Origin of the sequence: Sphaerisporangium siamense (assembly GCF_014205275.1) — a bacterium.
Taxonomy (GTDB): domain Bacteria; phylum Actinomycetota; class Actinomycetes; order Streptosporangiales; family Streptosporangiaceae; genus Sphaerisporangium; species Sphaerisporangium siamense.
The window spans coordinates 4,958,013-4,984,692 of sequence record NZ_JACHND010000001.1; the positions used below are offsets into that span (position 1 = coordinate 4,958,013).

Genomic DNA, 26,680 nt, shown 5'->3' on the forward strand with positions numbered 1-26,680 from the left:
CCCGCGGTGTCCAGCCTGCTGTCGATCACGCTTCACTCCCCGGGGTGCCGGTGCCCGTGGCCCAGACCGTAGTACACCGCGGCGGCGCGCACACGGCCCGGCACGGCGGCCCCGCTACCCGCAGTGGGACCAGCCGCTCTTCCAGGTCGTCGCGCCGTACCCGCCGCCCCAGATCACGCACACCTTCTTGGCGGCCTGGCGCACCGGGCCGGCGTAGGCGGTGTAGCTCCCGCTGTCGGTCACGGCCGTCGTGCCCTTCGCCTGGAGGGTCGCGCTCATCTTCACCTTCCGCGCCACCACGTACTTGGACAGGGTGGTCACGCAGTTCTTCCCCGCGGTCGCGTTGTAGAGCAGGTAGGTGGTCCCCGCGCCGTAGGAGTGCGAGTCGATGACCTTGTACCCCGACCCGCACACCTGGGCCGCGGTGTACGGGTTCGGCTTGGGGGCGGCGGTGGGCTTCGGGGTGGGCTTGGGCGTGGGTTTGACGGTCGGCTTCGCCGTGGGCGTCGGCTTGACGGTGGGCGTGGGGGACGGCGCGGGCGTGCGGGTGGGGGAGGGCTTGGCGGTCGCGCTCGGCTTCGGGGTGCGCGACGGGCTCGCCGACGGGGTCGCGACGGGCTTGGGCGTGCGCGCGGGCTTCGCCGCCGGGGTGGTGGCCCGCCGCGTGGCGCCCGGCGTCCTGGCCGGGCGCGAGGGCTCGGCCGGGGAGGGCGCCGCCGACCAGGTGCCCTCCACCAGGCCCGACGGGCTCTGCGTCACCGGCGGGGCGGCGGAGGAGGACGAGGCGCCGAGCGACTGGGCCAGCACGACCGAGCCCCCGCCCAGCACGGCGGCGGCGACGCCCGCCGCGACCGGCAGCAGGACCGCGCGCCGGGCGCGCGACGCGCCGCGCGTGTCCTCCGGGCCCGGGGGCGGGGCGTGGGGGCGGCCCATCAGGTGGGTGACCACGTCGTCGGCCGTGGGCCGCGCCGCCGGGTCCTTGGACAGGCACGCGGCCACGATGTCGCGCAGCGGCGGCTCCAGCGACCCCAGGTACGGCGGCTCGTTGAGGATGCGGTTGATCACCGCGGGGATCGAGTCCGCCCCGAAGGCCGGCCGTCCCGTCGCGGCGAAGACCATCGTGACGCCCCAGGCGAACAGGTCCACCGCCGCGGTGACGGCCCCGCCTCTGAGCTGCTCGGGGGCCAGGTAGGACGGGGTGCCGAGGGTGTCCTGGGTGATGGTCGCGCCGGGGGAGTCCAGCGCCTTGGCGATGCCGAAGTCGATGACGACGGGACCTTCGGGGCCCATGAGCACGTTGGCGGGCTTGAGGTCGCGGTGCAGGACGCCGGCGCGGTGGATCGCGGCGAGCGCGGTCGCGGTGCTGATCGCGAGCCGGTCCAGGGCGGCGCCCTGGCGCGGGCCCTCGTGCTCGACGAGCTGGCGCAGCGAGGGGCCGGGCACGTACTCGCTGACGATGTAGGGCCGGTCGCCGGCCAGGTCGGCGTGCAGGACCGAGGCGGTGCAGAACCGGGCGACCCGCTGGGCGACCGAGACCTCGCGCAGGAACCGGCCGCGGGCCTCGGGGTCGCCGGAGAGCCGCGCGTGCAGGAGCTTGATCGCGACCTGCCGCCCGTCCGGGGCCCGGCCCAGGTAGACCACGCCCTGACCGCCCTCGCCGAGGCGTCCGGTGAGGTCGTGGACGCCGAGGCGGCGCGGATCGTCGTCCCTGAGCGCCTGTACCACCTCGACCCCCGATATCGCCCTTTTCACGCCTTGTGGGATAGAACGCTACCAGCGTGACGACGGAGAGCGCGGGCTCGCGGTCAGATGGCCTTGCCGGGATTCAGGATGTTCAGAGGGTCGAAGACCTGCTTGATGCCCCGCTGCACCTCGTCGGTGACCGGCCCGCTCTCCAGGCCGAGCCAGCGCCGCTTGAGCAGCCCGACGCCGTGCTCGCCCGTGAGCGTGCCGCCGAGGTCCAGGGCGGCGCGGAAGACCTCGTCGGCCGCGGCCCAGACGTTCTCCGGCGGCTCGGGCAGCCCCCGGTCGAAGATGAACACCGGGTGCAGGTTGCCGTCACCGGCGTGCGCGACCGTGCAGATCAGCACGTCGTGCCGGGCGGCGGCCCGCTCGATCTCGCTGATCATGTCAGGCAGCGCGGAGCGGGGCACGCAGACGTCCTCGACCAGGCACGCGCCGAGCCGCTCCTTGGCGGTGTAGGCCAGGCGGCGGATGCCGATCAGCTCCTCGGTCTCCTCGGGCGTGGAGGACACCGCGACGAAGCCGGCGCCGTTCTCCTCGCACAGGCGCGCCATCGCGCTCGCGTCGCCGGGCGCGTCCCCCTCGGCCTGCGCGATCAGCATCGCCTGGACGTCGTCTTCGAGGCCGATGTTCTTCCAGTCGTCGATGGCCTTGAGCGTGCCCCGGTCCATCAGCTCCAGCAGCGACGGGCGGCACCCGGCCGCGACGATGGCCGCGACGGCGTCCCCGGCGGCGCGCAGCGAGGGGAACTCGGCGGCGATCGTGACCGGCGGCAGGGCGGGGGCGCGGCGCAGGCGCAGCGTGGCCGCGGTGATGACGCCGAGCGTGCCCTCCGAGCCGACGAACAGGCCGGTCAGGTCGTAGCCGGTCACGCCCTTGATCGTGCGGCGGCCGGTGTTCAGCACCCTGCCGTCGGCCAGCACGACCTCAAGGCCCAGCGTGGAGTCGCGCGTGACGCCGTACTTCACGCAGCGCAGCCCGCCCGCGTTGGTGGCGAGGTTGCCGCCGATGGTGGAGATCTCGTACGACGAGGGGTCCGGGGCGTACATCAGGCCGTGCTCGCGCGCGGCGCGGTCCAGGTCGGCGGTCACCACGCCTGGCTCGGCGACGGCGATCTCGTCGGCGGGGGACAGCTCGCGGATGGCGGTCATGCGGGCGAGCGAGAGCGTCACGCAGCCGTCCAGGGCGGTCGCGCCGCCCGCGAGGCCGGTGCCCGCTCCCCGGGGGACGACGGGCACGCGGTGCTCGGTGGCCCAGCGCAGGGTGGTCACGACGTCGTCGCGGGTCTGCGCCGCCACGACGCACAACGGCGTCCCCGGCCGGAGGAACGTCTGGTCGCGCGCGTAGGACTCGGTCACGTCGGGATCCGTCAGGACCCGTCCGGCGGGGAGGGCGTCGACCAGGGCAGGGAGAGCGTTCACGTCTGCGACTGTACGTGCTGTCCCCGCGTGCCGCCGACCCGGGCACGGGGCGATTCGCCCGGACGTATGCGCCGGTCAGCGTGGGTCAGTGCCGCCCCGCAAGTGCCGAAAATTCGGGCTTTTCCGGGATCATGATGACGATTTCGCAACATCCTCGGATGGCTTTACTCTACCTTTACTTTTTCCTCTAACGTCCGCTTTGCCGATTCTTGGGGGTTCCCTGACGGAGCGCTCCAAGTCTCCACGTTGGCGCGTCCATCCCGGCGCGTCTTGGACGTCGCCCGGTGAACCCGGGTGAAGCCCGGTAAGGGCGGAGGAGGAAACCCTGTTGTCACGCAAAATCAGGCGGCTCATCGCTGTGCTGCCGGTCGTGGGACTGGCGGTTGCCGGGCTCTCGGTAACGGCGGCAGCGGCACCGGGGGACACCACGGTCGCGCGGTACCAGCCGAAGCCGAGCGATTACTACATCAATTACGCTCCGCCTCGCGTGCAGAGCGACATCGCGGCGAAGTCCAGCGAGAAGGTGCAGACCAACGCCCGGCTGCGCGGCGCCCCGAACGCGGAGCAGTTCGACCGTAAGTACTCCGAGGGCAACCCGGTCGCGGCGCGCGTGCTCGCCAAGCGCGAGCAGGAGGCCGTCCGCACGGGCAAGAACCCCTCCGAGTGGCTGTACAAGAAGGCGAAGACCACGACGAAGGCCAAGCTGCTCACGCTGCTGGTCGAGTTCAACGAGAACGCCAACGACGACTTCTCCGGGTTCAGCCACCCGAAGACGATCAACGACGCGAACGACTGTGTCACCGAGCCCGCGGGCACCAAGATCAGCGGGCCGCTGCACAACCAGATCCCCGACCCCGCCAAGGCCGCGGGGGGTGGCAAGGACAACAACGCGATGTGGGTGAAGGACTTCAACAACGCCCACTACAACGACATGCTCTACTCCAGCAAGGGCATCACCAAGCGCGTCCGCACGGACCTGCGCGACCCTCGCGACGGCAAGCCGGGCATCGACATCGCCGGCTACACCATGAAGAACATGTACGAGGAGATGTCCAAGGGCGCCTACACCGTCACCGGTGAGGCCATCGGCTGGATCAAGGTCCCGCACTCCGAGGCGTGGTACGGCGCCGGCGCGTGCGGCGCGGCCGTCCAGGACACCTCCGGCCACCCCGACAACCCGCGGGGCGCCGCGCAGCTCGGCATCGACGCGGTGAACGAGCTGGTCAAGTCGAACCCCGGCTTCAACTGGGCCGACTACGACCAGGAGGACACCTCCGACGCCGACGGCGACGGCAACTTCAAGGAGCCGGACGGCGTCGTCGACCACCTGGTGCTGGTCCACGCCGGTGAGGACAAGTCCGGCGGCGGCGGCGCGCAGGGCACCTTCGCGATCTGGGCCCACTCCAGCGCGATCCCCGGCGGCTACACCATCCCGGGCACCAACGTCAAGATCTCCAACTACATCGTGCAGCCGGAGAACTCGGGCGTCGGCGTGTTCGCCCACGAGTACGGCCACGACCTCGGCCTGCCGGACCTCTACGACGCGACCGGCGCCGGCGACAGCGACGTGGAGTTCTGGGACCTCATGTCCTCCGGATCCCACGCCGGCCCCATCTTCCAGTCCATGCCGACCCACATGGGCCTGTGGGACAAGTGGGTGCTCGGCTGGGCCAACCCGAAGGTGCTCAAGCCGGGTGACGGCAGCAAGCTCGTCACCGTGGGCCAGACCTCGCGCACGCCCAAGCTCACCGAGGACGGCGTCCGCATCAGCCTGCCCGACAAGGACGTCACGCTCACCACGCCGCACAGCGGCGCCAAGGTCTGGTGGTCGGGCAACGACCAGGACTGGGCCGACGTCAAGCTGACCCGTGACATCGCCGTGCCCGCCGGGAACGACACCAAGTTCTGGTTCTGGAACGACTACACGATCGAGGCCGACTGGGACTACGGCTTCGTCGAGGTCTCGGCCGACGGCGGCACCACCTGGTCCGAGCAGAAGATCTACGGCGCGGGCGGCGAGCTCGTCTCCACCGACGACGGCTACGCCGACCCGAACAAGCGCATGAAGGACTACGGCAACAAGAAGTACGGCCTCACCGGCGACTCCGGCGGCTGGCAGCACTACTACGTCGACCTGGCCCCGTTCGCCGGCAAGAACGTCAAGCTCCGCCTGCGGTACGCCACCGACGCCGCCGCCGAGGAGCGCGGCTGGTTCGCCGACGACTTCTCGGTCGTCAGCGGCGGCTCCACCGTCTTCAGCGACGACGTCGAGTCCGGCGCCAACGGCTGGACCGCCGTCAAGGGCACCTTCACCGACACCTCCGGCGCGGGCTGGACGCAGCACAGCGGCTCGCTGAAGAGCGCCCAGTACTACCTGGCCGAGTGGCGCAACCTGGACGGCTTCGACAACGGCCTCAAGTACACCTACGACACCACCTGGAACCGCCAGGGCGCCTGGAAGGTCGAGAAGGTCCCCTACAACGCTCCCGGCCTGCTGGTCTGGCTGCGTGACGAGGCGATCCCGCTCAACAACCCGGCCTCCAACATCTGGACGCTCCCGTCGCCCGGGTCCAAGGGCCAGCTGCTCCTGGTGGACTCCCACTTCGACCCGCTGCGCCGCTCCGGCGAGGCGGCCACGGTGGACACCAGCGTGCTGAAGAACATCCCGTCCCGCCCGCAGTCCTCCAACGCGGCCTTCGGCTTCAAGAAGACGTACGCCTTCAAGGAGTGCATCGAGGGCGCGGCGTTCACCGAGTACTGCACCCAGTTCAAGCCGCAGAACCCGGTGACCTCCTTCACCGACGCCAAGGGCTGGTACCCCGGCCTGGAGAACCGTGAGGACGGGCTGTACTACCGATTCCGCGACGGCTCCGTGGTCGTCCCCTCCAAGGGCAACCAGCAGTACTCCCTCCGCGTGGTCAACCCCGACGGCACGCCGGCGACCGACCTGTACGGAGAGAGCGTCAACGGCTTCACCCTCGGCTCCGGCAACCCCGGCGACGAGGGCAAGCAGGCCGGCGTGAAGATCCAGCTCATCGCGCCTCTGCCGGGCAACCTCGGCGTGATCGCGCAGTTCACCGCACCGCCTGCCAAGTGATCGTGAGCCCGGCCCGCCCGTGATGGCGCGGCCGGGACACGCCCCGCCGGAGCCCACGCGGGCTCCGGCGGGGCACGGCGGGACTCCGGGACGGGTACGGCATGGCCGTGCCCGTCCCGTACGCTGTGCACGACCGTTGCGGCGAGCGCACGGCATGTCCCCCGCGACTTTCGAAGGACGGCAGATCGGTGAGCGAGCTGCGGAGCAAGGCGGAGCACACGGCGGCGATCCGCGCGCTGCGCCGCGTCGTCCTCGTGGTGAACACCCGGTCCCGCAAGGGGCGCCACAGCTACTTCGAGGCGCTGCGGCTGCTCCAGGCCGACGGGTTCCGGCCGCTGCGGTCCTACGCCGTCATGGACCCCACCAGGCTCCCGCAGACCATCACCGAGGCGCTGGACCTCCAGCCGGACCTTCTGGTGGTCGGCGGCGGCGACGGGAGCCTCAGCGAGGCCGTCAAGCACGTCGCCCACCGCGACGTCGCGCTCGGCGTGCTCCCGCTCGGCACCACCAACAACTTCGCGCGCAGCCTGGGCCTCCCGCTCGACCTGGCCCTGGCCGTCAAGGTGTTCAGCCGCGGCAAGGTCGCCGACATCGACCTCGGCATGGCCGGTGACCGCCCCTTCGCCAACCTGGCGAGCTTCGGGGTGTCGGTCGAGGTCGCGGGCCGGGTCAAGCCCTGGCTCAAGCGGGCCCTCGGCCGCGCGGCCTACCCCCTCACCGCCCTGGCCCTCCTGCCCGGGCACAAGCCGTTCCGCGCCTTCATCACCGTGGACGGCCGCCGCCACGAGCTGCTGACCCACCAGCTCAACATCGCCAACGGGCGCTACCACGGCGGCTGGCAGATCGCCAAGGACATCAGCATCGACAACCGCCGCCTCGTCGCCTACCAGCTCGGCTCCGGCAAGCGGCTGCGCCTGATCGCCGAGACCATGGTGCGGGCGACCAGCGGCCGGTGGCGCAGCCTCGCGGGCGGCCCGTTCGTGACCGGCGGCGAGATGCTGCTGGAGACCGACCCGCCGATCGCCGCCGACGTCGACGGCGAGGTCCGCCTCCGCACCCCCATGACCATCCGCACCATCCCCAACGGCCTCCGCGTCATGGTCCCCCCACGCTTCGTCGACACCTGATCCACACCCACCCGGGCCCCGGTCTCACGCTCGCGTTCCGTCGGTCTCGTCCACGGCCACGTTGTCGTGGGTACCTGTCACGTGCCTCGCGGAGCTCTGATCGGTGGATGGCCGCCTTTCCCGACCCCGTGTCCGGACCTGGGACGGAGTGTGCGCCGGCCTGGCGTGGGGGATTTTTCGTGATCTTGCGGGACGTGTAGGCGTTCGGGGCTATCGCCCAGACTTATGTCTTCTTTTATGACCATCCGGTGAACGGCGCCCGCACACTCGGGCTGCGCGTCGCCGCACGGATGAGCGACGCGGGGCCGTCAAGGCCGGACGCCCCGCCCGGATGAGCTCCCCGGGGCGATCCCTTCCGGCCCACGTGCCCGACCTCACGCCCGTTCCTCGAACACCCCCCGGAGGTTGTACGTGAGAATCCCGAGTTTCCGCCGCCGGGCGGGCGGTCGCCTGCCCGCGACGGCCGCCGCCTGTCTGAGCCTGGGGCTCGCGCTCCAGGTGCTGGCGGCCACACCGGCGGGCGCCGCGGAACCCCCGCCGTCCCCCGCCGACTCCACCGCCGCCCTCACCGCCACCCAGCCCCCGCCGGTCTCGCCGGGCTTCGTCAACGACGGGGCCGACCACGTCCGGCGGGCCCCGAAGCCCGCCAAGGACCGCGCGCCGCTACCCGCCGCCAAGGACGCGCTGCGCGAGGACTACGACCGCGCCCCGATCTCCGCCGCACACCCGCGGCCCTCGATGAAGCGCCCCGCCCTGGCCGGCACGGCGGCGGCGTGCGCGCCCGGCGACTTCGCGGGCGGCACGGCGGCCGCACTGGTGGAGCGGATCAAGGCCGCCACCACCGACTGCGTCACTTCGCTGTTCTCGCTGAGCGGCGGCGCCGCCCGCGGCGCGTTCGCCGAGCCCCGGATGGCCGCCGTCGCCGCCGCGCTACGCGGCGACGCCACGGGCTACACCGGGGACGACGGCGCCGGCACCGTCCGGCTCCTGCGCTACCTGCAGGCCGGATACGCCGCGCGGCGCGCCCACCCCTCCGACGTCGGCGCCTACGGGTCCACACTGCGCACCGCGACCCGCGCCGCGCTCGACGCCTTCTTCGCCAACCCGCGCTCCGCCACGGTCGGCGACGCCAACGGCGAGGTGCTCTCCGAGGCGGTCACGCTGATCGACGCCGCCCGCGAGAACGCCCGTTACCTGCGCGTCCTGCAGCGCCTGCTCGACGGCTACGACGCCTCCTACGACGCGCACTGGTGGATGGTCAACGCCGTCAACAGCGTCTACAACGTGCTGTTCGGCGGGCACTCCGCTCCCGGCTTCGCCGCCGCGGTCCAGGCCGACCCCTCCGTCCTCGGCACGCTGCGGGCCTTCGCGGTGCGGCACATCGGCCTGCTCGGCACCGACCGCGGCTTCCTGACCGCCAACGCCGGCCGCGAGCTCGCCCGGTTCCTCCAATACCCCGCGCTGCGGGATGCCGTCCGCCCGATGGCCAAGGACCTGCTCGGCCGCACCCGCCTCACCGGGCCGACCGCGCCCCTGTCGGTCGGCGTGGCGGAGATGGCGTCCTCGCTGGACGCGTCGTCCTGCGGCTATTACGGCGTCTGCGACCTGCAGCGGCGACTCGCCGTCGACGTCCTCACGGTGACCTACACCTGCAGCTCGACGCTGAGGATCCGCGCGCAGCAGATGACCTCCGCGCAGCTCACCGCCACCTGCTCCAGCCTGGCCAACCAGGACGCCTACTTCCACTCCATCGCCAAGGACGGCAACCGCCCGGTCGCCTACGACTACAACACCGCGCTGGAGGTCTGCGTCTTCGACTCCAGCACCGACTACCAGACCTACGCCGGGGCGATGTTCGGCATCGACACCAACAACGGCGGCATGTACCTGGAGGGCGACCCGTCGGCGTCCGGCAACCAGGCGCGCTTCATCGCCTACGAGGCCGAGTGGGTGCGCCCCACCTTCGAGATCTGGAACCTCAACCACGAGTACACCCACTACCTCGACGGCCGGTTCGACATGTACGGCGACTTCACCGCCGGGGTGAGCACGCCGACCATCTGGTGGATCGAGGGCTTCGCCGAGTACATCTCCTACCACTACCGGGGCGTCCGCTACGACGCCGCCATGACCGAGGCCGGCTACCGGACGTACGCGCTCAGCACGCTGTTCGGCACCACCTACTCGCACGACACCACGCGCGTCTACCGCTGGGGCTACCTCGCCGTCCGGTACATGATCGAGCAACGTCCCGCCGACGTCGCCACCGTCCTCGGCCACTACCGGGCCGGAAGCTGGAGCACGGCCAGGTCGTTCCTGACCGGCAGCATCGGCACCCGCTACGACAGCGCCTGGTGGACCTGGCTGGCCGCGTGCGCCGCGGGCACCTGCCCGGGCAGCGGCGGCGGCGACCAGGCGCCGACGGCCGGCTTCACCTACGCCTCCAGCGGGCTGACGGCGAACTTCACCGACACCTCCACCGACGACGGCACGATCGCCGCGCGCCAGTGGGACTTCGGCGACGCCACCACCTCCACCGCGGCCAACCCGTCCCACACCTACGCCGCCGCCGGCACCTACACGGTGAAGCTGACCGTCACCGACAACAGCGGCAAGACCGGCGGCGTCAGCAAGCAGGTCACGGTGAGCACCGGCGGAACGTCCCTGCCGGAGTGCACCGCGGCCAGGACCGACGAACTGGGACGCAACTGTCAGCGGAGTGACCTGTCGGCGACCACCGGGAACTACAAGTACTTCTACCTGTACGTCCCCGCAGGGGTGTCCCGCCTGACCATCACCTCCTCCGGCGGCACCGGCAACGCGGACCTGTACTACAGCCCCAGCTCCTGGGCCACCACGTCCACCTACAGCCGGCGCTCGGCGAACGCCGGCAACGGCGAGAGCCTGGTCGTCACCAACCCCGTGTCCGGCTACCACTACATCAGCCTGTACGCCACGCAGGGCTTCGGCGGCGCGGCCGTCCAGGTCCAGTACTGAGAGGAGACCGTGGGGGAAGACCGACGCCCTTGACCGAGGGTGATCGGAAAGCCGGGGCCGGACCACGAGTCCGGCCCCGGCCTTGTGCCCGGTCCAGTGCAGGGCCGGTCAGACCTCCGGGTAGTGGCAGGCGACCTGACGGCCCCGGACCGGCGTCAGCACCGGGGCCTCGGCACGGCACCGGTCCCGCGCCTTGTGGCACCGGGGCGAGAAGGCGCACCCCGGGGGCGGCGCCGCCGGGCTGGGCGGGTCGCCGCGCAGCACGATGCGCTCCCTCGTGGCCTCGGTGTCGGGGTCCGGCACGGGGATCGCCGACAGCAGCGCCTTGGTGTAGGGATGGGCGGGGTCGCGGTAGATCGGCCCGCGGTCGCCGATCTCCACGATCCGGCCGAGGTACATGACCGCGATCCGCGCGCAGACGTGCCGCACCACCGCCAGGTCGTGGGCGATGAACAGGTAGGCGAGGCCGAGCTCCCGCTGGAGGTCCTTCAGCAGATTGACGATCTGGGCCTGGATGGACACGTCCAGCGCCGAGACGGGCTCGTCGCAGACGATCAGCTTGGGCTTGGAGGCGAGCGCGCGGGCGATGCCGATGCGCTGCGCCTGCCCGCCGGAGAACTCGTGCGGGTAGCGGTCCACGTGCTCGGGGGACAGGCCGACCAGCTCCAGCATGTCGAGCACCCCCGCGCGGTCCAGCAGCCGGAGGGGGCCGGAGACGATCTGCCGGACGGTCTGGCGGGGGTTCAGCGACGCGAACGGATCCTGGAAGATCATCTGGATGTCGCGGCGCAGCGGCAGCATCTCGCGCGGCCCGAGGTGGGTGACGTCCCGGCCGGCGAAGGTGACGGTCCCGCCGGTCGGCTCCAGCAGGCGCACGATCATGCGCCCGGTGGTGGACTTGCCGCACCCCGACTCGCCGACCATGCCCAGCGTCTCGCCGTGCCCGAGACCGAAGCCGACGCCGTCCACGGCCCTGACGCGCGTCCCGCGCCGTCCGGGGAAGGTCATCCGCAGGTCACGGACGGTGAGAAGCGCGTCGTCGGCGACCTGTTCACCGCGTTCTTTGGTGGTTCTCACCGGGCTCCTTCGGGGAAGTGACAGGCGACCTTGTGCCCGGCCCCGCTCAGGGCGGGACGCTCGGTCGCGCAGACGGCCGGGTGCCGGGCGTCGGCGAACCGCGAGCAGCGCGGGTGGAAGCGGCAGCCCGGCGGTGGGGTCGCCGGGGACGGCGGGGCGCCGGCGATGGCCGGGAGCCGCGCGCCGTCGTCCGCGTCCACCCACGCGGTGCCGGGAACCGAGGCGAGCAGCCCCTGGGTGTAGGGGTGGCGCGGCGTCTTGAAGACGGCCCGCGCCCCGGCGTACTCGGCGGTACGCCCTCCGTACATCACCAGGACGTCGTCGGCGACCTGCGCCACCACCCCGAGATCATGGGTGATCATGATGACGGCGAGTCCGCGCTCCTCCTGGATGCGGGCGATGAGCTCCAGGATCTGCGCCTGGACGGTCACGTCCAGCGCGGTCGTCGGCTCGTCGGCGATGAGCAGATTCGGCTCGCACGCCAGCGCCATCGCGATCATGACGCGCTGGCGCATGCCTCCGGAGAACCGGTGGGGGTACTCGCGGGCGCGGCGGCGCGGCTCGGGGATGCCCACCTCGGCGAGCATCTCCACCGCGCGCTCCCGCGCCGCCCTGCGGGAGGCGCGGCGGTGCAGCCGATAGGACTCGGCGATCTGCTCGCCCACGCTGTAGCAGGGATGCAGGGACGACAACGGATCCTGGAAGATCATCGACATCCTGCTGCCCCGGAGCGTGCGCAGCCGCTCGGCGGGCGCGCCGACCAGCTCCTCGCCGTCGAAGACGATGGAACCGGTGACGGACGCCGTGCGGTGCAGCCCGAGCACGGCCAGCGAGGACACCGACTTGCCCGATCCTGACTCGCCGACGATGCCCAGCGTGCGCCCCTGGCGCACGCAGAACGACACCCCGTCGACGACCCGGACCGCGCCGAAGGAGACGCACAGGCCGGTCACCTCCAGGAGCGGGGCCGCGGCCTCCTTGGCGTGCGCGTGCGGCCGGGACGCGCCGGCCGGCGGGTCATGGTCGTTCACGAGTACCTCACCCGGGGGTCGATCAGGACGTAGAGGAGGTCCACGGCGAGGTTGGCGAACACGATGAAGAACGCCGCCAGCAGCGTGGTGCCGAGGATCACCGGCTGGTCGGACTTGACGACGCCGTCGTAGGCGAGCCTTCCGATGCCGGGCAGGCCGAACACGGTCTCGGTGATCATGGCCCCGGCGAGCAGCCCGCCCAGGTCCATGCCGAAGATCGTCACGATCGGCGTCATCGCCGCGCGCATGCCGTGCTTGACGACGACGGTCCGCTCGGGCAGGCCCTTGGCGCGCGCGGTGCGGATGTACGGCTCGGCCAGCGTCTCGATCATCTGGGCGCGGCTGAGCCTGGCGTACAGGGCCGCGTACAGGGCGGCGAGCGTCACCCACGGCAGGATGAGGTTGCCCGCCCACGCCGCCAGGTCCTCCCCGGGCGGGACGTAGGCCGGATAGGGGAGGATCCCGGTCACCCGGACGACGAGCAGCAGCAGGAGCATCGCCACGAAGTACACCGGCAGCGACGCCGACGTGAGCGTGGCCACCATCAGGGAGCGGTCCAGCCGGGTGCCCTGCCGCAGCGCCGACAGCACCCCGATGGCCAGACCGGTGGCCAGCCAGAGCAGGGCCGCGCCGATCGCGAGCGAGACGCTGGCGCCGAGCCGGTCGACCAGCAGGTCCCAGACCGGCAGGGAGTTCTGGTAGGAGAAGCCGAAGCACGGGAACCCGCACGCGAGGCCGGAGCCGAGCGTGCGGCCGGCGAAGACGCCGGCCACGTACGCGCCGAACTGCTCGTGGACCGGCCGGTCCAGGCCCATCTGGGCGCGGACGTCGGCGACCCGCTCGGGCGTGCACGTCTTGCCGCACGCCTGCAGCGCCGGGTCGGCGGGGATCACGTAGAAGATGAGGAAGGTGACGGCGCAGATCACCAGCAGGATCCCCGCGGCGGCGAACAGGCGCCGGGTGAGATAGACGATCACCGCGGGGCTCCGTACGACATCCCGGCCATGACGGTCATGCCCGGCCGCCCTTCGGGTCGATCGCGTCACGCAGCGAGTCGCCGAGCAGCGTGAAGGCGAGCACGGTCAGGAACAGGCACGTGCCGGGGACGATGAAGTACATCGGGTCGACCTCGTACCACATCATCGACTCCTGGATCATCTGCCCCCAGGAGGCGGTCGGCGGGCGCACCCCGACGCCGAGGAACGACAGCGCGGCCTCGGTGCCGATGTTGGCGGGGATCGCCAGGGTCGCGTAGACCAGGATCGGCGCGGTGATGTTCGGCAGCATCTCGCGGAACAGGATCGAGGCGCCCATCGCGCCGCCCACGCGGGCCGCGTCGACGTACTCGCGGTGCCTGACGGCCATGGCCTGGCCGCGGACGATCCGGCCCACGTACGGCCAGCCGAACCCGCCCATGACGGCGACCAGCAGCAGCACCCGGTCGCCCTCGGGCATGACCGAGATCAGGGCGATCATGAAGATCAGGGCGGGGAAGGACATGAGCAGGTCCATGAGCCTGCTGATGGCGGCGTCCGCCCAGCCGCCGAGGTATCCGGCGAGCAGGCCGAGCACCGTGCCGATCAGCACCGAGACGACCGTGGCCGTCACGGAGATGAGCAGCGAGATCCGCGCGCCGTACACGATCCGGCTGAAGACGTCGCGCCCGCTCACCGGCTCCACGCCGAGCCAGTGCTCGGCGCCGACGCCGCCGAGGGCGCCCTTGGGCACCCCGGCGAGCCTCTGGTCGACGGCGGAGGGGTCGAAGTCGTAGGGCGACCAGCCGTTCAGCGCGGTGAGCAGCGGCGCCGTGACCGCGATCAGCACGAACAGCACGATGATCGCCAGGCCGGTCATGGCCGTGCGGTCACGGCGCACCCGGTCCCAGATCAGCCGCGAGGGGGAGCGCCCGGCGGCGGCGTGGCCCGGCGGCCGTGCCGCCGCCGGGGCGGTGAGCGAGGTCATCCCTGCTTCACCCCGAGCGCGGAGAAGTCGAGCTGCCCCGACCAGACGGGGTGGCCGAACGCCCCGGTCACGCCGGTGCCGACGAGCAGCGGCTTCTTGTCCCACAGGGTCGGGACGGCGGGGGAGGACCGCATGATCAGCTGATCCAGCTCGGCCCACGCCGCGGCGGCGGCGCCGGTGTCGGTCATGGCCTGGATCTCGTCGATCCTCGCCTCGACCGCCTTGTCCCTGAACTGCCAGACGTTGCCGGAGTTGCCCTTCTCGACGATCGTGCGGCCGTCGAAGAGCATCGGCAGGAACGTCGCGCCCGAGGGGTAGTCGGGGCACCAGCCGTAGGTGAACATCTCGGGGGTCTTGGCGGTGTCGCCGATCGTGTCGTAGTAGACCGACGGGTCGACGGGGTTGAGCGTGACGGTGATCCCGACCCGCTTGAGCGAGGACTGCACGGCCTCGCCGAGCGCCTTCTCGCCGGTGGAGACGGTCATGGCGACGTCCAGCGTCCTGCCGCCGAGCAGGGCCTTGGCCTTCTCGACGTCGCCGGTGGGCGGCAGGCCGTAGACGTCCTGCGCCTGGCCGCCGGACAGGGCGGGCGGCAGATAGGAGGTGGCGATCTCGGCCATGCCGGGCCCGCCCTGCGCGGTCTGCAGGGCCTGCTTGTCCAGCGCGAAGTGGACCGCCTGCCGCATGCGCGGGTCGTCGAACGGCGCCTTGGCCGTGTTGAAGCCGATCATGTCGGTGCAGCCGGAGATCTCGCTGACCAGGCGTGCCTTCACCTCCGGCCGGGGCAGCACCTTGGCGAGGCCGGCGGCGGTCACGTCCGAGTAGGAGACGGCCGTGGCGTCCTCGCCCCTGCTGTCGATGAGCCGGTCGTCGATGACGCTCTGCCGCAGGCCCTGCTTCATCACGATCTTGTCCGGGTACGCCTTGCGCACCGGGTCGGTGGCCGGGTCCCAGTTGGCGTTGCGGACCAGCACCAGCTCCTTGCCCCGGTCGTAGCTCTGGATCTTGTAGGGGCCGGAGGAGAACGGCCGGTTGTCGTACTGCTCGCCCGCCTCCTTGGCCTTGGGCACGGGGGCGAACGTGGGGAGCGTGACGGTGTAGGAGAACTCGGCGACCGGCCGCTTCAGCCGGAAGACGATCGTCCTCTCGTCGGGGGTCTCGATGGACTTCAGGCGCTCGCCCTTGAGCGGGCCCTTGTAGTGCTCGGCGCCCGCCAGGTAGAGCTGCGCGTAGTTGGGGCCGCCGGGCAGCTCGGGCGCGAAGGACCGCTCGACGTTGTACTTGACGTCGTCGGCGACGATCGGGGTGCCGTCCTCGTACTTCAGCCCGCTCTTGAGGGTGAACGTCCACACCTTGCCGCCCTCGCTCGGCGTGCCGAGGTCGGTGGCGAGGTCGGGGACGAGCCGTGTCCCGCCCGCGCCGGGCTCCGCCTTGAAGGTCGTGAGGGTGCGGTAGAGCAGGCGGATGCCGAAGTCCATGTGCGGCATCGTCCAGTTGCGGGTGGGGTCGAGGTGGGAGAAGTCCTGGTTGGACAGGATCGTGAGCGTTCCGCCCTCGCCGGTCGCCGCCGTGCCGCCGGAGGACGCCGGGGTGCCGCCCCCGCCGCAGGCGCTCAGTGTGATCGCCAGGGTGGCCGCGGACAGCAGGCCACCGGCGGCCATGAATTTTCCGGACATCATTGTCTCCCGCTTTGTGGGGCCGTGATGCCATGCAACTTAATTGTGTGCAATATTACCCACAAGAGGGTTTTGGCACGTGTTTCCATTCCGAGACTTGATGACAAGAAAACGGCATGACGATGCTCGGAAAAAGGGGAAAGAATGGCCGGTTGAAATGCCGGTGAATCCGTGGCGCGGCGATTCGCCGGTCAGGGGATAACGCCGTCCCGGCTTGTCAGGGACGTGCCGGGACGGCGTCGGACGGCGTCCGAACCACCCCAAGGGTTCGGCGCGCCGCCCGGGCATCGCGTCACCGGACGGCCGGCGGGCTCGGTCGGCGGATCACCGGATCGGCGGGGCTGAATCACCATTGTGATGGCGCGGCCCGCCGCCGGCGATAAAAGAAGTCATAAGTTTGGTTTATGCCCGGCGGGCGTCAGCGCGAGGCGGCGGCGCGGGGCCTGCCGCTCAGCGAGGCGGCCATCCGGCCGACCGCCTCGGTCACCCGGTCGCCGGAGGTGGCGAAGTTGAAGCGGGCGAACCCGCGCCCGGGCGCGCCGAACTTCGGCCCCGGGTACAGCGCGGTGCCGGCCCGTCGCAGGAACCACTCCGCGGGGTCGTCGCCGAGCCCGAGCGCGCGCAGGTCCAGCCATGCCAGGTACGTCGCCTGCGGCGGCTGGTAGCCCACCTCGGGCAGCCGTTCGGCCAGCAGGCGGCCGAGCAGCGCCCGGTTGGCGTCCAGCCCGGCCAGCAGCTCGTCCAGCCAGGGCTCGCCGGAGGTGAAGGCCACCTCGGAGGCGATCACGCCGAGCAGCCCCGCGCCCTCGCTGACCTCGGGGTGGATGCGGGCGACGTCCGTGCGGGCCTCCTCGCCGGGGACGGCCAGCGCCGCCTTCAGCCCGGCGAGGTTCCACGCCTTGGACGCCGAGGCCAGCGTGATCGACCGGGCCGCGGCCGGGGCGTCCAGCCCGGCGAACGGCACGTGGCGGGCGCCGGGGAAGACCAGCGGCGCGTGGATCTCGTCGGTGACCACCCGCACGCCGTACCGGGCGGCCAGGGCGGCGACGGCCAGCAGGTCCTCCTCGCCGAAGACCACGCCCGTGGGGTTGTGCGGGTTGCAGAGCAGGAACGCCGCGGCCCCCGCGGCGAAGTCGCGCTCCAGCGCCGCGAGGTCGAGGCGGTGACCGCCCGGGGTGAGCAGCAAGGCATTCTCGACCAGCTCGCGCCCGATGCGGGGGATCCAGTAGAAGTACGGCGGGTAGGCGGGGGTGTTCACGACGACCCGGTCGCCGGGCTCGGTCACCAGGCTCAGCACCTCGACGATGCCCGCCATCACGTCCGGGACCAGGCGGATGGCCGCCGGGTCGGTCCGCCAGCCGAACCGCCGCGCGGCGAAGGCGGCGAAGGCGTCCGGCAGCCCTCCGGCGACGGCGTACCCGGTGTCGCCCCGGCCGACGGCCTCGACCAGCGCCGCCGCGATCGGCTCGGCCAGCGGCGTGTCCATCTCCGCCACCCACACCGGGAGCACGTCCCGCGGGTACTCGCGCCATTTGGAACTGCGCCGGGCCCGCAGCTCGCCGAGATCGAGGGCGTCCAGCGGGCCGCCGGTGCGGCCGTGACTCGTGCCGGTCAAGCTACCCCCTCCAGTGGCCGGAACCTCCGGCGCCACCGCTGTACCTCGTCAATTACGTCATAGCACATGATTTCCGGCATAACCGATTTCACCCCTCCGTATCCCTCCGGACCGGCCCCGGCCGGTTCTACCCGATCGGGTGATGTGGAAGATCACCGGGTGCGCCAGCATGGTCTGGACGGGTACGTGGCCCAGTGCCGTGGCCGGGGAGGGGGCCTGGAGATGACCGAGCAGCGGCCGGAGCTTCCGCGGGACCGATGGCACGAGTTCTTCGACGAGATGACCCGCGACTACGAGGGCGCCGACGTGACCATCGAGGAGTTGCGCGCCGACTTCGGCGACCTCCTGCAGGTGGAGAGGATCCCGCTGGCCTACCTGGAGTACGACCCCAAGGACGACCAGTTCTCGGTCGGCGTCGGCGGGCGCGACGCGCGCTACCCGGTGATCCTGCGCCACGCGGTCGACCACCCGCGGGCCATCCTCGCCGACATCGTCGGCGAAGGGGGACGGTGGGCGTTCGACGTCGTCGGCGCCGAGGGCGGCGAGACGATCGTCACCGTCTACTTCGAGGACGTCCCGGAGGCCGCCACCGCCTGACCGCCCCGCCGTCCGGGCGTGGCACCATAGGCGCGGCGGGGGCCGCGCGGCCCCGCGGCGGCGACGGCGAGGAGAACGGACGGCCCCATGCGCTTCGAGCTCGACCGGCACCGGCAGCCCGCGCCCCACGCCGTGCAGGCGGGCCGGTGACCACCCCCGCCGGGACCGTGCCCGGCTGCCCGTTCTGCGAGATCGCCGCCGGGCTGCTGCCCGCCCACGTCGTGTACGCCGACGACGCCGTCGCCGCGTTCCTCGACGCCCGCCCGGTCTTCAAGGGGCACGTCCTGGTCGTCCCGAAGACCCACGTCGAGACCCTCACCGACCTGCCCGTGGCGGCGGTCGGCCCGTTCTTCACCCGCGTGCGGGCGCTGGCCGGGGCCGTCGAGGCGGGGCTCGGGGCGGCGGGCACGTTCGTGGCGATGAACAACCGGGTCAGCCAGAGCGTCCCCCACCTGCACGCCCACGTCGTCCCCCGCAACCGCAAGGACGGCCTGCGCGGCTTCTTCTGGCCCCGGGTCAAGTACGCCGACGACGCCGAGGCCGCCGCCTTCGCGGCCAAGATAGGCGCCGCGATGGACTTTCCGCCGGACGTTTCGGCGGACGTTTCGGTGAACAAGGTGGCCGGCGGGGACGTGGAGTAGGCTGCGGCCGCGTGGAACCGCTGCTGGCCGTCCCCGTCCTGCTGGTCCTGCTGGGCGTTCCCTCGGTGGTGCTCTGGCGCATGCTGCGCGGCCGGCGCGACCTCGGCACCGGCCCCGCCGAGCGCGCCACCTTCGAGACGCTGCACACCGCCTCCCTGGCGGCGCCGCCACTGCGCGCCGGGCTCACCGCGGCCGGCGCGCTCAAGGCGTCCCGCTACTTACGCGAGCTGCTCGGCTCGCCCGCCCTGGCGATCACCAGCGGCGAGGAGCTGCTGGTGTACGACGGCGCGGGCGACGACCACGCGCGCGAGGCGTTCGCCCACGCCGCCGAGACCCTGCGCGACGGCCGCATCCAGGTGCTCGGCCCCGAGGCCGTCGCCTGCGACGTGCCCGAATGCCCGATCCGTTACGCCGTGGTGGTGCCGCTGACCACCGACGAGCGCGTGGTCGGCTCGCTCGCCGCCTACGGCGACCACGCCTCCGCCGGGCTGGTGCGCGCCACCCAGGAGGTCGCCACCTGGGTGGACTCCCAGCTCGAACTCGCCGAGCTGGACCGCTCGCGCACGCTGCTCATGGAGGCCGAGGTCCGGGCGCTGCGCGCGCAGATCTCCCCGCACTTCATCTACAACTCGCTCACCACGATCGCCTCGTTCGTCCGCACCGACCCCGAGCGCGCCCGCGAGCTGCTGCTGGACTTCGCCGACTTCACCCGCTACTCCTTCCGCCGCCACGGCGAGTTCACGACGCTGGCCGAGGAGCTGCGGTCCATCGACCGCTACCTCACGCTGGAGCGCGCCCGCTTCGGCGACCACCTGCTGGTCACGCTGCGCATCGCGCCGGAGGTGCTGCCGGTGGCCGTCCCGTTCCTGTGCCTGCAGCCGCTGGTCGAGAACGCCGTGCGGCACGGCCTGGAGGGCAAGCCCGGCGTCGGCCACATCACGATCATCGCCGAGGACGCCGGCGCCGAGTGCATGATCAGCGTCGAGGACGACGGCATCGGCATGGACCCCGAACGGCTGCGGCGCATCCTGGCCGGCGACCCCGACGAGCGCTCCGGCACCAGCGGCGTCGGGCTGGCCAACGTGGACGAGCGGCTGCGCCAGGTCTACGGCGACGAGTACGGACTGGTCGTGGAGACCGCGCTCGGCGCGGGCGCCAAGGTCAGCGTGCGGCTCCCCAAATACCGCCAAGGGGTGTCCGCGCAGGCCGCCGGCGGGCGGTACTGATCACCGTCTCCGTATAGTTATCGAATAGGCGCAGGTCCGCGCGCCGATCGGTTGACTTCCGCTGCCTGATTCATCACGCTCAAGAACATTCCTCAGTTTGAACGGCGAATGGAAGTGACGTGACCGCGCTGCGCGTTCTGGCGGTGGACGACGAGCAGCCGGCGCTTGAGGACCTGGCGTACCTGCTGCGTGCCGATCCGCGCATCGGTGACGTGGCGACCGCGCGGGACGGCGCCTCGGCGCTGAAGATCCTCGACCGCGCCATGGCCGACGGCAGGCCGATCGAGGCCGTGTTCCTGGACATCCGTATGCGCGGGCTGGACGGCGTCGTGCTCGGCCGGCTGCTCACCCAGTTCGCCCGTCCGCCCCGCGTGGTCTTCGTCACGGCATACGAGGACCACGCCGTGGACGCCTTCGAGATCAAGGCGGAGGACTACCTGCTCAAACCCGTGCGCCCCGAACGCCTCGCCGAGGCGATACGCCGGGTCTGCGCGGCCGTCCCCGACGCCGCGCCCGGCCCCCCGCAGGACGACCCGGCCCGGGCCGCCCCCGACGCCGACACGATCCCCGTCGAGCTGGCCGGCGTCACCCGGTTCGTCGCCAGCTCCGACGTCCGCTTCGTCGAGGCCCAGGGCGACTACGCCCGGCTGCACACCCCGACCGGCAGCCACCTGGTGCGCATCCCGCTCGCCGCCCTGGAGGAACGCTGGGCGGGCGCCGGGTTCGTCCGCGTGCACCGCAGCCACCTGGTCGCCGTCAAGCACATCGACGAACTGCACATCGACTCCGGCCGCTGCACGGTCCGCATCGGCGAGACCGAGATCCCGGTCAGCCGCAGGCACACGCGCGAACTGCGCGACCTGCTGGTGCGGCGCGCCAGGAAGGGCCGGGCCGAATGACGCCCTCCAGCGGGCGCGGGCGCGGCGGCCGGCCGAAGAGCGAGACACCGCGGGCCCAGGCGCGCGAGGCCGCCCCGCCCGCGCCGCCGCGCCGCGAGATCGTGACCAGCCCCCGCACCCGGGCCGCCCGCAGGCCCCGCTACCCCGTCACCATGGAGATCGACCAGCAGACCAGCCTCGGCGAGGTCTACATGCGCTCGCTGGTCCGCACCCAGTTCCGCCTCGCGCTGTTCGTCTGCACCGTGCTCGGCTGCCTGGTCGGCGGCATCCCGATGCTGTTCATGCTGGTCCCCGCGCTGCGCGAGACCCCCGTGCTCGGGCTCCCGCTGCCCTGGGTGGTGCTGGCCGGGCTGGTCTACCCCGCGTTCGTGGCCGGGGCCTGGCTGTACGTGCGCGGCGCCGAGCGCAACGAACGCCACTTCGCCGAGCTCGTCGAGCGCCGGTGAGGCCGGCGACCGCGCGGTGAGCGCCGGGCTCGGCCTCACCGCGGTGCTGGTCGTGGTGGTCGCCGCGATCCTCATCGGCGCCTTCGGGCTGCGGCTCTCGCGCACCACCTCCGACTTCTACGTCGCCTCGCGCACGGTCTCGCCGCTGTGGAACGCCTCGGCGATCGGCGGCGAGTACCTGTCGGCCGCGTCCTTCCTCGGCATCGCCGGGCTGATCCTCGCCTACGGGGCCGACATGCTGTGGCTGCCGGTCGGCTGGACCGGCGGCTACCTGGTGCTGCTCGTGCTGGTCTCGGCCCCGCTGCGCCGCTCGGGCGCCTACACCCTGCCCGACTTCGCCGAGGCCCGGCTGGAGTCGATGGCCGTGCGCAGGACGGCCAGCGTGCTGGTCGTGCTCATCGGCTGGCTCTACCTGATGCCGCAGTTCCAGAGCGCGGGCCTGGTGTTCCGCGAGATCACCGGCGCGCCGCCGTGGGTGGGCGGCCTGCTGGTCGGCGTCGTCGTCGGCGTCAACGTGCTGTCGGGGGGCATGCGCTCCATCACCTTCGTCCAGGCGTTCCAGTACTGGCTCAAGCTGACCGCGCTGGCCCTGCCGGTGGCGTTCCTGCTGTTCGCCTGGAACCACGACGGCCGCCCCGCTCCGCACGGCGAGGCCCCGCCGGTCTTCACCGCCCCGGTGACGGTGTCCGTCGGCGTGGACGTCACCGTGCGCGTCCAGCGGCCGGTGACGGTCACCGCGCACGGGCAGGTGGACGGCCGCCCCGCGCGCGGCGAGCCGCTCGCCCTGGCCGCCGGCCCCCACACCATCGCCCACGACACGACGGTCACCTTCCCCGCCGGCACGCCGGTCCCGCACGTGGAGAGCCTGCCCGTGCTCACCGACCACGAGTGGGCGCTGCCGCTGCACGGCCGCGAACACCCGGTATACGCGACGTACTCGCTGATCCTGGCCACCTTCCTCGGCACCATGGGCCTGCCGCACGTGCTCGTCCGCTTCTACACCAACCCCGACGGGCGCGCCGCGCGCAGGACCACCCTGGTCGTGCTGACCCTGCTCGGCGCGTTCTACCTGCTCCCGGCCCTCTACGGCTTCCTCGGCCGCGTCTACACCCCCGAGCTGCTGATGACCGGCCGCACCGACGCCGTGGTGCTCACCCTGCCGGGACGGCTGGTCGGCGGCACGGCGGGGGACCTGCTCAGCGCGCTGGTCACCGCGGGCGCGTTCGCCGCGTTCCTGTCCACCTCCTCCGGCCTCGCGGTGTCGGTCGCCGGCGTCATCGGGCAGGACATCCTGCGCGGGGGAGTGCCGTCGTTCCGCGCCGCCACCATCATGGCGATCAGCGTGCCGCTCGTGCTCGCCGCCGGCGCGCGCTCGCTGGCCGTCGCCGACGTCGTTGGCCTGGCCTTCGCGGTGGCCGCCTCCTCCTTCTGCCCGCTGCTGGTGCTCGGCATCTGGTGGCGCAGGCTGACCACCACCGGCGCCATGGCCGGGCTGCTCGTCGGCGGCGGCCTGGCCTGCGGCGCCGGGTTCGCGGTCATCGTGGGCGGCCCGACCGCGGGCTGGGCCGGGGCGCTGCTCGCCCAGCCGGCCGCCTGGACGGTGCCGATCGCCTTCCTGGTGATGATCGTGGTCTCGCTGCTCACGCCGGGCCGCGTCCCGCGCGGGGTCGCCCGCACGATGGTGCGGCTCCACACGCCCGAGACCCTCGACGTCAACCGGGGAGACTGGCGTCCCCGCTCCACCTGACGTGCGCGGGTGACCGCTCGTCGCGTGGAACGCGCCTTTCGTCGCAGGCCCTCCCCTGTGAGCGATGGGTCGGGGCGGCTTGGCGACAATGCCGTCCGGCCCCCTCCGCAAGCGCGCGCGGTCCTCCTACGGTGAGCGTGATCCAAGTCACCATGTGGGAGGTCACGTGACCACAAGACAAGACGAATCATCGGGATTCGAGCAGTTGCAGGCCAGCGCCGATTTCCAGGAGCTGCGCCGGCGCTACCGCACCTGGGCCTTCCCGGTGACCGTCGCCTTCCTCGCGTGGTACCTGCTGTACGTCGTGCTGTCGGGCTGGGCGCGCGGCTTCATGGGCACCAAGGTCGTCGGCGACATCAACGTGGCGCTCGTCTTCGGGGTGCTGCAGTTCGTGTCGACGTTCCTGATCGCCTGGCTGTACGCGCGGCACGCCGACAGGAAGCTCGACCCGCTGGCCGACAAGCTGCGCGACGAGATCGAGGGAGGCGCGCGATGAGCAATCACGCCCTCTCCATCACCCTGTTCCTGATCTTCGTCGCCGCGACCCTCGGCATCACGTTCTGGGCGAGCCGCCAGAACAAGAGCGCCAGCGACTTCTACGCCGGCGGCCGGTCGTTCAGCGGTTTCCAGAACGGCATGGCCATCGGCGGCGACTACATGTCGGCGGCCTCGTTCCTCGGGATCGCGGGCATCATCGCCCTGTCCGGCTACGACGGCTTCCTGTACTCGATCGGCTTCCTGGTCGCGTGGCTGGTGGCGCTGCTGCTGGTGGCCGAGCTGATGCGCAACTCCGGCAAGTACACGATGGCCGACGTGCTGGCCTTCCGCATGCGTCCCCGCCCGGTGCGCACCGCCGCCGGCGTCTCCACCATCGTCGTCAGCATCTTCTACCTGCTGGCCCAGATGGTCGGCGCGGGCGCGCTGGTCGGCCTGCTGTTCGGCATCACCTCCGACGCGGGCAAGGCCCTCACGATCGTGGTCGTCGGCCTCCTGATGATCGTCTACGTGGTCGTCGGCGGCATGAAGGGCACCACCTGGGTCCAGATCGTCAAGGCCGTGCTGCTGATGGTCGGCGCCGCGCTGGTGACCCTGCTCGTGCTCGGCCACTTCGGCTTCAACCTGTCCAACCTGCTCGGCACGGCCGCCCAGCAGAGCGGCAAGGGCGACGCCTTCCTCAACCCCGGCCTGAAGTACGGCGTCGAGGCCAAGGGGCTGGCGAGCAAGCTGGACCTGATCAGCCTCGGCCTGGCGCTCGTCCTCGGCACGGCCGGCCTGCCGCACATCCTGATCCGCTTCTACACCGTGCCCACCGCCAAGGACGCCCGCAAGTCCGTCCTGTGGGGCATCGGCATCATCGGCGTCTTCTACCTGCTCACCCTCGTCCTCGGCTTCGGCGCGGCGGCGCTGGTCGGCAGCGGCGCCATCGCCGAGCAGAACAAGGCGGGCAACACCGCGGCGCCACAACTGGCCCAGAAGATCGGCGAACTGATCTTCGGTGACGTCGGCGGGACGATCCTGCTCGCCGTCATCGCCGCGGTCGCCTTCGCGACGATCCTCGCCGTGGTGGCGGGGCTCACGCTCGCCTCGTCCTCCAGCTTCGCCCACGACCTCTACGCGCACGTCTTCAAGCGCGGCACCGCGACCGAGCGGCAGGAGATCGCGGTGGCACGGGTGTCGGCCCTGGTGATCGGCGCCGTCTCCATCGCGCTCGGCATCCTCGCCCAGAGCCTGAACGTGGCGTTCCTGGTCGCGCTGGCCTTCGCCGTCGCCGCCTCGGGCAACCTGCCCGCCATCCTCTACAGCCTGTTCTGGAAGCGGTTCAACACGGCCGGGGCGGTCTCGGCGATCTACGGCGGCCTCGCCTCCGCCGTGATCCTCGTGATCTTCTCCCCGGTGGTGTCGGGCTCGCCGACGGCGATGTTCCCCAACGCCGACTTCCACTGGTTCCCCTTGGAGAACCCGGGCCTGGTCTCGATCCCGCTCGGCTTCCTCGCCGGGTACCTGGGCACGGTCCTGAGCAAGCGGCAGGACTCGGCGAAGTACGCCGAGATGGAGGTGCGGTCCCTCACCGGCGCGGGAGCCGAGAAGGCCGCCGGTCACTGAGGTCTCCCACGCGGCGGCGGCCCCTGCGGGGCTGCCGCCGGTCCGCGCGGCCCGGTCACGGCCCCGCTCTCGGCGGGCGTCCGCGACCGGGCCCCTTCGTTTCAGACCACCGTCACCGGGTGCCGCACCACGCCGTCGAACTGGTACCCCAGCGTGTTGAACGCCGCCTCGTCCGGCTGGCCCGCCCCGGTCTCGTCGGTCGCGCGGGCCATCAGCACGTACGCCCCCGGGCCGGGCGGCGTCCAGGCGAACCGCCACCGGGTCCAGACGCCGGGCCGCCGGGGCACGCGGGCGCGGGCGCGCGCCCAGGTCCCGCCGCCGTCCACGCTGACCTCCACTTCGACGACGCGGCCCTTCCCCGACCACGACCGGCCGTGCAGCACGTGCCGCCGCCCCGCCCGCAGCGTCGCCTCCCACGGCAGCTCGAAGGCGCTCCTGACGCCCTGCACGGTGAGCGGGTCGCCGTCCTCGGCGTGGCCGGGGCCGAACACGCGGTAGAAGCGGGTGTTCCACGGCGAGGTGAGGGGAGTGGCGGACACCTCGATGTCGCCCAGCCACTTGATCGAGGCGATGCCGCTCCACCCGGGCACCACCAGGCGGGCGGGGAAGCCGTGGTCGGGCGGCAGCGTCCTGCCGTTCATCTCGAAGGCGATCAGCACGTCGCCCATGGCCTTGGCCACCGGCAGCGGGCGCCGCACCCGCCCGTGGTCCACGCCGTCCTCGACGTAGGGGGCGTCGAGGCCGCGCGGCATCACGTCCACCGCGTCCCCGGTCACCCCGGCCAGCTCCAGGACGGTGCGCAGCGGCACGCCGTGCCAGCGGGCGACGCCGACGCCGCCGAGCCGCCACGGGACGCCCGCCGTGGGCGTCCCCTGCTGCGACGCGAAGAACGACCGGCCGTTGCCGGCGCACTCGATGGCGACGTCCGCGGTCGCCGAGCCCAGGGAGAGCAGGTCGCCGTAGGTCAGGCTCAGCGGTTCGCGCAGGCCGGAGCCGTGCAGGCGCAGGCGCCAGCGCTCGGCGTCGATCAGCGGGGTGCCGGTGTGGTTCCTGACGAAGAAGCGGTCGTTGGGGGTGTGGAGGCCCTGCCCGCGCATGGACTCCCAGCGCGTCTCGGCCGTGGAGCCGTGTACGACGAACAGGTCCGGGGGTAGGGGTTTGACGATGGGGGTCAGCGGCCGCGGGCCCGTGGGCACGGTGGGCTTGGTGGTGCGGTCGGCGGCGGTGGTCGGCTCGGCGGGTTGGGTCCTGGTCGGGTCGTCGAGGTCCATGGGG

20 protein-coding genes are annotated in these 26,680 nt (G+C 72.1%); 11 read left to right on the plus strand and 9 right to left on the minus strand.

The annotated features are described in order from the left end of the window. Positions 1–114 precede the first annotated feature (114 nt). Both BJ982_RS22935 and BJ982_RS22940 read right to left on the minus strand, forming a co-directional pair. Positions 115–1,752 carry a serine/threonine-protein kinase gene (locus BJ982_RS22935; protein ID WP_239122765.1) on the minus strand — a complete coding sequence of 546 codons (1,638 nt, stop codon included), beginning with the start codon at positions 1,750–1,752 and terminating at the stop codon, positions 115–117. A gap of 53 nt (positions 1,753–1,805) precedes the next feature. Then, positions 1,806–3,164, minus strand: a complete 1,359-nt coding sequence (locus BJ982_RS22940) for an FAD-binding oxidoreductase (protein ID WP_184883265.1) — start codon at positions 3,162–3,164, stop codon at positions 1,806–1,808. Positions 3,165–3,651: 487 nt separating this feature from the next. Between BJ982_RS22940 and BJ982_RS22945 the strand changes: the two genes are divergently transcribed. From BJ982_RS22945 to BJ982_RS22955, 3 genes are all read left to right on the plus strand, one after another. Then, positions 3,652–6,261, plus strand: a complete 2,610-nt coding sequence (locus tag BJ982_RS22945; RefSeq protein ID WP_239122764.1) for an immune inhibitor A domain-containing protein — start codon at positions 3,652–3,654, stop codon at positions 6,259–6,261. A 188-nt stretch (positions 6,262–6,449) separates the two neighbouring features. Continuing rightward, positions 6,450–7,388 (plus strand): diacylglycerol/lipid kinase family protein, encoded by a 939-nt coding sequence (locus BJ982_RS22950; protein ID WP_239122763.1) that lies wholly within the window; start codon positions 6,450–6,452, stop codon positions 7,386–7,388. A 411-nt stretch (positions 7,389–7,799) separates the two neighbouring features. Then, a complete protein-coding gene (locus BJ982_RS22955) occupies positions 7,800–10,385 on the plus strand; it encodes a collagenase (protein WP_239122762.1) in 2,586 nt (861 codons plus the stop codon). A gap of 108 nt (positions 10,386–10,493) precedes the next feature. Here BJ982_RS22955 and BJ982_RS22960 read toward each other — a convergent pair whose 3' ends face one another. From BJ982_RS22960 to BJ982_RS22985, 6 genes are all read right to left on the minus strand, one after another. Continuing rightward, complete coding sequence (locus BJ982_RS22960; protein WP_184889194.1) at positions 10,494–11,393, minus strand: ABC transporter ATP-binding protein; 900 nt, start codon at positions 11,391–11,393, stop codon at positions 10,494–10,496. A 65-nt stretch (positions 11,394–11,458) separates the two neighbouring features. Beyond that, positions 11,459–12,493 (minus strand): ABC transporter ATP-binding protein, encoded by a 1,035-nt coding sequence (locus tag BJ982_RS22965; RefSeq protein WP_184883271.1) that lies wholly within the window; start codon positions 12,491–12,493, stop codon positions 11,459–11,461. Next, positions 12,490–13,470, minus strand: coding sequence for an ABC transporter permease (locus tag BJ982_RS22970; protein WP_184883273.1), 981 nt, complete (start codon positions 13,468–13,470; stop codon positions 12,490–12,492). The genes BJ982_RS22965 and BJ982_RS22970 overlap by 4 nt, the downstream gene beginning before the upstream one ends. Positions 13,471–13,504: 34 nt before the next feature. Then, positions 13,505–14,455, minus strand: a complete 951-nt coding sequence (locus BJ982_RS22975; protein ID WP_184883275.1) for an ABC transporter permease — start codon at positions 14,453–14,455, stop codon at positions 13,505–13,507. After that, positions 14,452–16,116 (minus strand): ABC transporter substrate-binding protein, encoded by a 1,665-nt coding sequence (locus BJ982_RS22980; protein ID WP_184883277.1) that lies wholly within the window; start codon positions 16,114–16,116, stop codon positions 14,452–14,454. The genes BJ982_RS22975 and BJ982_RS22980 overlap by 4 nt, the downstream gene beginning before the upstream one ends. 433 nt (positions 16,117–16,549) lie before the next feature. Next, positions 16,550–17,746, minus strand: coding sequence for a MalY/PatB family protein (locus tag BJ982_RS22985; protein WP_239122761.1), 1,197 nt, complete (start codon positions 17,744–17,746; stop codon positions 16,550–16,552). Between the two features lie 159 nt (positions 17,747–17,905). Here BJ982_RS22985 and BJ982_RS22990 point away from each other — a divergent pair, with 159 nt between their 5' ends. From BJ982_RS22990 to BJ982_RS23025, 8 genes are all read left to right on the plus strand, one after another. Continuing rightward, positions 17,906–18,343, plus strand: a complete 438-nt coding sequence (locus tag BJ982_RS22990) for a DUF5335 family protein (RefSeq protein WP_184883279.1) — start codon at positions 17,906–17,908, stop codon at positions 18,341–18,343. 146 nt (positions 18,344–18,489) lie between these two features. Beyond that, entirely contained in the window at positions 18,490–18,984 is a 495-nt protein-coding gene (locus BJ982_RS22995; protein ID WP_239122760.1) for an HIT family protein, read from the plus strand. An 11-nt stretch (positions 18,985–18,995) separates the two neighbouring features. Next, positions 18,996–20,210 carry a sensor histidine kinase gene (locus tag BJ982_RS23000; RefSeq protein ID WP_184883281.1) on the plus strand — a complete coding sequence of 405 codons (1,215 nt, stop codon included), beginning with the start codon at positions 18,996–18,998 and terminating at the stop codon, positions 20,208–20,210. A 119-nt stretch (positions 20,211–20,329) separates the two neighbouring features. Next, positions 20,330–21,109, plus strand: coding sequence for a LytR/AlgR family response regulator transcription factor (locus tag BJ982_RS23005; RefSeq protein ID WP_184883283.1), 780 nt, complete (start codon positions 20,330–20,332; stop codon positions 21,107–21,109). Then, on the plus strand, positions 21,106–21,555 hold the full coding sequence (locus tag BJ982_RS23010) for a hypothetical protein (RefSeq protein ID WP_203958897.1): 450 nt from the start codon (positions 21,106–21,108) through the stop codon (positions 21,553–21,555). Before BJ982_RS23005 ends, BJ982_RS23010 begins: the two co-directional genes overlap by 4 nt. A gap of 16 nt (positions 21,556–21,571) precedes the next feature. Continuing rightward, complete coding sequence (locus tag BJ982_RS23015; protein ID WP_184883286.1) at positions 21,572–23,302, plus strand: sodium/solute symporter; 1,731 nt, start codon at positions 21,572–21,574, stop codon at positions 23,300–23,302. Positions 23,303–23,468: 166 nt separating this feature from the next. Beyond that, positions 23,469–23,798 carry a DUF485 domain-containing protein gene (locus tag BJ982_RS23020; protein WP_239122759.1) on the plus strand — a complete coding sequence of 110 codons (330 nt, stop codon included), beginning with the start codon at positions 23,469–23,471 and terminating at the stop codon, positions 23,796–23,798. Next, positions 23,795–25,405 (plus strand): monocarboxylic acid transporter, encoded by a 1,611-nt coding sequence (locus BJ982_RS23025; protein ID WP_184883290.1) that lies wholly within the window; start codon positions 23,795–23,797, stop codon positions 25,403–25,405. Before BJ982_RS23020 ends, BJ982_RS23025 begins: the two co-directional genes overlap by 4 nt. A gap of 101 nt (positions 25,406–25,506) precedes the next feature. Here BJ982_RS23025 and BJ982_RS23030 read toward each other — a convergent pair whose 3' ends face one another. Beyond that, positions 25,507–26,676, minus strand: coding sequence for a sulfite oxidase (locus BJ982_RS23030; RefSeq protein WP_184883292.1), 1,170 nt, complete (start codon positions 26,674–26,676; stop codon positions 25,507–25,509). Between the last annotated feature and the right edge of the window lie 4 nt (positions 26,677–26,680).